This window comes from Achromobacter sp. RT286_PF, from assembly GCF_059760425.1.
The window spans coordinates 1-6058 of the sequence record NZ_JCBAMR010000077.1; the positions used below are offsets into that span (position 1 = coordinate 1).

Genomic DNA, 6058 nt, shown 5'->3' on the forward strand with positions numbered 1-6058 from the left:
CACTGGCACCGGCACGGCACCGGCCACCGCCACCGCGCCCGCCACCGGCACCGCACCCACGACCGATCCCGTGCCCGCCCCAACGGCTCCGCCCGCGACGCCGCCCGCCGCGCCCGCGCCGCCCGCCGCGCCCGCCCCGTCCGAATGGAAGGTGACGCTGGACGCCTTCAACCTGCATGAAGGCGAGCTTTACGTGACCGATGCGGTCAGCAAGCTGGATTACGTCATGACCGGGATCGGCGCCACCGTGGAAGGCGTGGTGGTGCCCGAGGTCAAGAACCAGCCCATCGACTTGTGGCTGACGGTGGACAACAGCACCGACGGCGGCTGGATACGCGCGAAAGGCCCGCTGGAGTTGTCGCCGCTGTCGCTGGAGCTGGGCGTGCGCTTGGGCAACATTGCCCTGGCTCCGTTGGCGCCGGCCGTGCGCAGCGTGGCCCCCATCCTGCTGCAAGACGGCCGGCTGGCCGCCAACGCGCAGATCCACGTGCGCGAAAAAGGCGGCGCCATCGACGCCTCGGCCACCGCTGTCCAGGCCGACCTGACCCAGTTCAAGGCACGCGACGAAGCGCAAAAACCTCCGCTGGACATCGCGCTGCAATCGCTGCACGTCACGGCCGACCGCCTTGCCATGGGCCCGGGCCAAAGCCGCTTCACGCTGGCGGCGGCGGGCATCCAGGGCAACGGCAAGCTGAACCTGGCGGGCACGTTCACGCCGCAGCCGCTGACCCTCGCGTCGTCCGTCGACCTGTCCGACCTGAACGTCGCGCCGTTCGCGGCCTACGCCGCCGGCAGCCTGAACGCCACCGTGCGCGCCATTACGCTGGGGGCCAAGGGCGACGTGGCCTATGCCGCCGCCGCCGGCAACGCGCCCATGCGGGTCAACTGGAAAGGCGGCGTCGAGATCACCGGCGTTGACTTGCAAGACCGCGTCAACAACGACGACTTCCTGAATTGGAAGCGGCTGGCCTTTGCCGGCATGGACGTGTCCGTGGCGGGCGACAAGGTGGGCGCCAAGCTGGGCGACATCGCGCTGGAAGACTTCTACGGCCGCATTCTGTTGAATGCCCAGGGCCGGCTGAACGTGATGGACCTGGTGGCGGCGCCGGGCCAGGCGGGCGGCTCCATCACGCAGGACACGCAAACGCCGGGCCGCCAGTCGCCCGCCGCGCCGGCATCGTCGGGGGCGTCCAAGGCGGCATCCCCGGCAGCCTCCAAAGGCGGCGACGGCGCGGCCATGCCTGACATCGCCGTCAACAGCGTCACGCTGTCGCGTGGCCGCATGACGTTTACCGACCGCTTCGTCAAACCCAACTATGTGGCCGAGCTGTCGGCCATCGAAGGCGCGATCTCGGCCGTGTCGTCCACCAACCCGCAGCCCGCCAAGGTCAAGGTCACGGGGCGCGTCTACACCACGGCGCCGCTGTCCATCAGCGGCATCGTGCAGCCGTTCGCCAAATACCTGACGCTGGACTTGAAGGCGTCGGCCAAGGGCGTGGACCTGCCGCGCTTCAACACCTATTCGGCCAAGTACGTGGGCTACCCGATCAAGCGCGGCAAGCTGTCGGTGGACCTGGAATACAAGATCAAGGACCGCGCATTGCAGGCGTCCAACCACGTCGTGCTGAACCAGCTGACCTTCGGCGACAAGACCAACAGCCCCGACGCCACCAAGCTGCCGGTGCTGCTGGCCGTGGCGCTGTTGAAGGATTCGCGCGGCAATATCGACATCAACCTGCCCGTGTCCGGCTCGCTGGATGACCCGGAATTTTCGGTGGGCGGCATCGTGGTGCGCGTGATGATGAACCTGGTCGTCAAGGCGGTGACGTCGCCGTTCAGCTTGCTGGCCTCGGCCTTCGGCGGCGGCGAAGAGTTGTCGTATGTGGAGTTCGCGCCGGGCAGCGCGGTGCTGACCGAGGACTCGGTGCAGCGCATCGACACGCTGATCAAGGCGTTGACGGACCGCCCCGCGCTGAAGATGGACATTAGCGGCCGCGCCGATCCCAAGACCGACCTGGACGGGCTGCGCCAAGCCTGGGTCGACGCCCAGATCCGCGCCGCCAAGGCCGCCGACACGACGCCGCGCGGCAAGAAGCCCGACCCGGCCGGCGTGAAGGTGTCGGCCGCCGAACGCCAGAAGTATCTGGAAGAGGTCTACGACGACGCCGACATCAAGGACAAGCCGCGCAATTTCATCGGCATGTCCAAGTCGGTGCCGGCCGCACAAATGGAAGCCATGCTGCGCGGCGTGGCGAAGGTGGGCGACGAGCAGTTACGCCAATTGGCCGATGCCCGCGCGCAGGCCGTATATGAGAAGTTGCTAGCCCAGGAAGGACTCGCGGACCGTGTCTTCATCGTCGCGCCGCAGCTGGACGCGGACGGCATCAAGGACGAGGGGCAACCCTCGCGCGTGGACTTCTCCCTGAAGTGAACCCGGCTTGGCCCACGGTGCGCATGGCGCCCCGGGGCCGGGCTTTTTTTGCCAGGAGATTCTCGATGAAAGATCAGGACGCGCACTTCGACAGCCTGCTGCCGCCCCTGCGGCTGGATCGGCGGGGCTTCATCGCCACGACCGTCGCGGCGGGCTTTTCCCTGGCTGCCGGGCAGGCCGTGGCGCAGACCGCCATCGCCACCGACGCCAAGGGGCTGACGGCGGGCAAGATCGACATTCCAACCGCCGACGGCAAGATGCCGGCCTACCGCGCGGCGCCCGAAGGCAAGAAGAACCTGCCCACCGTCATCGTCGTGTCCGAGATCTTCGGCGTGCACGAATATATCCAGGACGTGTGCCGACGCCTGGCGCACCTGGGCTATCTGGCGATCGCGCCGGAACTGTTCGCGCGCCAGGGCGACCCGTCCAAGTACACCGAAATCCCCAAGCTGCAAGCCGAGATCATCGGCAAGGTGCCTGACATCCAGGTGCAGGGCGATCTGGATGCCACCGCCAAGTGGGCGGCCGCCAACGGCGGCAACCCCGACCGGCTGGGCATCGTGGGCTTTTGCTGGGGTGGCCGCCAGGTGTGGCTGTACGCGGCCCACAACCCCAAGCTGCGCGCGGGCGCGGCGTTCTACGGGCAGTTGGCGGGCGAACCCAGCGAGCTCAAGCCCAAGTCGGTGCTGAGCCTGGTGAACGAATTGAAAGCGCCCGTACTGGGCGCCTACGGCGGCAAGGACGCCGGCATTCCGCTGACGGACGTGGACAAGATGCGCATCGAACTGGCCAAGGGCCCGGCCCCGGCAAAGGCGTCGCGCATTGACGTCTACCCGGAAGCACCGCACGCGTTCCATGCCGACTACCGGCCGTCGTACCGCAAGCCGGAAGCCGAGCAGGCCTGGACGCGGATGCTGGATTGGTTCAAGCAGAACGGGCTGTAGCCCCTCGGCTAGCGCGGCGGTCTACTGGGCTTGTTCGCCCGGCAGGCCGTCGCTGACTTCGGCCAGCGCGCTTTTCATATCGTCGTAGCTGATCGCGCGTTCGTTCTGAAAGCTGCCCAGCACGCCCCGGCAACCGTCCACGCCGGACCGCTTCATGTCGTCCATCATCGTCTTGCCTTCGGCCAGGCCCTTCTGGAACAACGCGTCGTAGGACGCGGCTGAAAACCCATATTCCTTGGCGTAGCGCGCCAGGTTCTTGTGGGCCGTTGCCTGATGCTGCGCCAGGTCGGGCTCCGAGGCGCCGCACGCGCGCGCCGCGCCGTTCGATGCGCCGGCGGCCACCACGAAGGAATCGTATTGCGCCTGCTCGCTGGCGTCCGGGGCCGCCCAGGCCGGGGCGGCGGCGGTGGCCAGGACCCAGGCCAGGGCTATCAGAAACTTGTGCATCTGTGAATCTCCGCTGGATGCCCGGCGGGCGATGGGCGATGTAGGCGCCGCGCGGGCGTGGGACACTCGCGCATTATGACAAGCAGCCGTATCCACGCGGTGAGGTCCAGGTGTGGAGTCGTTTCAGACTGTGCGTGTTTTTTTCGTGTCGCTCTGGCGCAGCGGGCAGGGCGCGCACGCACTATGATGGAGGGTGTGAGGCGATCCTGCCTCAATGCATTGCCCCACTTTCCCTGGAGATACCATGACGATCAAAGTCGGCGACCGCGTGCCGGAAGGCACCCTGACCGAATTCATCGAAACCGAAACCGCCGGCTGCTCGCTGGGCCCCAACGCGTTCCAGGTTTCCGACCTGACCCGCGGCAAGACCATCGCGCTGTTCGCCCTGCCGGGCGCGTTCACCCCCACCTGCTCGGCCAAGCACCTGCCTGGCTACGTGGAACAAGCCGACGCCCTCAAGGCCAAGGGCGTGGACGAAATCTGGTGCGTGGCCGTCAACGACGCGTTCGTCATGGGCGCCTGGGGCCGCGAACAAAAGACCGAAGGCCGTGTCCGCATGCTGGCCGATGGCTCGGCGCTGTGGACCAAGGAACTGGGTCTGGAACTGGACCTGATCGCGCGCGGCATGGGCGTGCGTTCGCAACGCTACTCGGCGCTGATCGTCGACGGCGTGGTCAAGCAGCTGAACGTGGAAGGTCCTGGCAAGTTCGAAGTCAGCGACGCCGCCACGCTGCTGTCGCAAATCTGACCTAACGTAGCTTCCAGTTTTACCGCTCAACGCGGCGGGTTGCCTTTGCAGCCCGCCGTGCTAATGCCAGCAGCGGTTGCCAACGCCATGCTCGCCACCCTCTCCTCATTCTCGTCCCTGTACTTCGCGACCTTGCTGATGCTGATCGGCACGGGTCTGTTCAACACCTACATGGGCCTTCGCCTGACCGCGCAGTCCGTCAGCGAAGTGTGGATCGGCGTCCTGATCGCCGGCTACTACCTGGGCCTGGTGTGCGGAGCCCGATTGGGGCACAAGCTCATCATTCGCGTGGGTCATATCCGCGCGTTCGTCGCGTGCGCGGCGATTGCCACCAGCATGATCCTGGCCCAGACGCTGGTTGATTCCATGCCGTTGTGGCTGGTCTTTCGCCTGATTTCCGGCGTGGTTATGGTGACCGAATTCATGGTCATCGAAAGCTGGCTGAACGAACAAACTGAAAACCACCAGCGCGGCCGGGTGTTCTCGGTCTACATGGTGGTGTCCGGGCTGGGCACCGTGCTGGGGCAGTTGGCGCTGACCGCCTACGCCACGCTGGACCTGCGGCCCCTGACGCTGGTGGCCATGTGCCTGGTGTTGTGCCTGGTGCCCATTGCCGTCACCGCGCGTTCCCACCCGCCCACGCCGCTGCCCGCGCCGCTGGACATCCGCTTCTTCATGCGGCGCGTGCCGTTGTCCATGACGGTGCTGTTCGTGGCGGGCAACCTGTCGGGCGCGTTCTACGGGCTGGCCGCCGTGTACGGCGCCAAGCACGGGCTGACGACGTCGCAGGCCGCCGTCTTTGTGGCCGCCGCCGTCACGGCGGGGTTGCTGTCGCAATGGCCGATGGGCTGGCTGTCCGACCGCATCAACCGCGCGGGCCTGATCCGTTTCAACGCCTTGCTGCTGGTGCTGCTGCCCACCGTGATGTGGGGCTGGCTGACCTTGCCGTATTGGGCGCTGGTGGCCTTGTCGTGCGTGTTCGGCATTTTGCAATTCACGCTGTACCCGCTGGGTGCGGCATTCGCCAACGACCACGTGGAGTCCGAACGCCGGGTCAGCCTGTCGGCCGTCTTGCTGATGACCTATGGCGTGGGCGCGTGTATCGGCCCGATGGTGGCGGGGCTGATGATGTCGCTGGGCGGGCCCAGCATGTATTACGTGTTCATCTCGGCTTGCGCCTTGATCCTGGTATGGCAGGTGCGCCCCACGCGCGTCACCGGCGCGCACCAGGTGGACGAAGCGCCGACGCACTTCGTGCCGATGCCCGACACGCTGCAAAGCTCGCCGGCGGCGGCAGTGCTGGACCCGCGCGTGGATCCGGAAAACGACCTCGCGATGGAAATGGTGCAGCCGGACCCCGCCGCCGCGCGCGGTCACCACCGGCGAAGTGTTCCACGCCGCGACGGTCGGTGGCGCGAAGGCGCTGGGCCGCGAAGACCTGGGCCGCATCGCGGTGGGCGCGCGCGCCGACCTCGTGATGGTGGACAT

At 67.1% G+C, this 6058-nt stretch carries 5 protein-coding genes; 4 read left to right on the forward strand and 1 reads right to left on the reverse strand.

What is annotated here, in order from left to right:
- Together AC6LJY_RS27860 and AC6LJY_RS27865 are read left to right on the forward strand one after the other, a co-directional pair.
- Window positions 1-2431: DUF748 domain-containing protein (locus AC6LJY_RS27860; RefSeq protein ID WP_498137230.1), on the forward strand; the 2431-nt coding region annotated here is incomplete at its 5' end.
- A 65-nt stretch (window positions 2432-2496) separates the two neighbouring features.
- Window positions 2497-3375, forward strand: coding sequence for a dienelactone hydrolase family protein (locus tag AC6LJY_RS27865; protein WP_046805229.1), 879 nt, complete (start codon window positions 2497-2499; stop codon window positions 3373-3375).
- Window positions 3376-3396: 21 nt separating this feature from the next.
- On the opposite strand, the gene AC6LJY_RS27870 is transcribed toward AC6LJY_RS27865, so the two are convergent.
- Window positions 3397-3822, reverse strand: coding sequence for a hypothetical protein (locus tag AC6LJY_RS27870; RefSeq protein ID WP_498137231.1), 426 nt, complete (start codon window positions 3820-3822; stop codon window positions 3397-3399).
- A gap of 244 nt (window positions 3823-4066) precedes the next feature.
- On the opposite strand from AC6LJY_RS27870, the gene AC6LJY_RS27875 reads away from it, so the two are divergent.
- Both AC6LJY_RS27875 and AC6LJY_RS27880 read left to right on the forward strand, forming a co-directional pair.
- A complete protein-coding gene (locus tag AC6LJY_RS27875; protein ID WP_046805231.1) occupies window positions 4067-4570 on the forward strand; it encodes a peroxiredoxin in 504 nt (167 codons plus the stop codon).
- A gap of 87 nt (window positions 4571-4657) precedes the next feature.
- Window positions 4658-6058: MFS transporter (locus tag AC6LJY_RS27880; RefSeq protein ID WP_498137232.1), on the forward strand; the 1401-nt coding region annotated here is incomplete at its 3' end.

What these genes read in the sequence shown, in the direction of transcription:
- AC6LJY_RS27870 (WP_498137231.1), bottom strand. Translation starts at nt 3,822, where the DNA reads ATGCACAAGTTTCTGATAGCCCTGGCCTGGGTCCTGGCCACCGCCGCC.
- AC6LJY_RS27875 (WP_046805231.1), top strand. Translation starts at nt 4,067, where the DNA reads ATGACGATCAAAGTCGGCGACCGCGTGCCGGAAGGCACCCTGACCGAA.
- AC6LJY_RS27865 (WP_046805229.1), top strand. Translation starts at nt 2,497, where the DNA reads ATGAAAGATCAGGACGCGCACTTCGACAGCCTGCTGCCGCCCCTGCGG.